The following is a 509-nucleotide window of genomic DNA, read 5'->3' on the forward strand; positions in this document are numbered from 1 at the left end:
TGCCCGCGCGCAGCTCGCGCACCAGTCGGCGCAGACCACGGTCGCCGGGGTAGCGCGCGCTGGCCGCGCGCAGGCTGGCGACCGACTGCTCGGCGGTGAGCCGCTCCTCCTCTTCGCCCATCGCCACGCGGCCCGGTTCGCCGAGGAAGCGCTGCCAGACGATGTTGCGGGACGGCCACGCCGAGATGTCCCCCAACAGCGCCTCAGCGAGCAGGTTCCACGCCAGGATCTCGCTCTTGGCATCGAGGACCAGGGCAGGCAGGTCGGTGAACCGGTCGAGCATCCGCAGGACGCCCGGCCGCACCGTGGAGTTGATCTGGCCGGGCGTCGGCGGCGCTGCCCCGGCCAGCAGGAAGAGCTGGTCGCGCTCGCGCCCATCGAGGCGCAGCGCCCTGGCGAGCGAGCCCAGCACCTGGGCCGATGGGTGCGGTCCGCGAGCCTGCTCGAGCCGCACGACGTAGTCCACGCTCACCCCGGCGAGCTGGGCCACCTCCTCGCGGCGCAGGCCG

The 509-nt window shown here is 74.3% G+C and carries 1 protein-coding gene; it reads right to left on the reverse strand.

Features of this window, described 5'->3' with window-relative positions; genetic code table 11:
- Window positions 1–490 (reverse strand): helix-turn-helix transcriptional regulator (locus FRW57_RS22830; RefSeq protein WP_238999558.1); only part of this gene is annotated, 490 nt, incomplete at its 3' end.
- Between the last annotated feature and the right edge of the window lie 19 nt (window positions 491–509).

The sequence above is a fragment of the Segeticoccus rhizosphaerae genome, from assembly GCF_009192725.1.
GTDB lineage: Bacteria > Actinomycetota > Actinomycetes > Actinomycetales > Dermatophilaceae > Segeticoccus > Segeticoccus rhizosphaerae.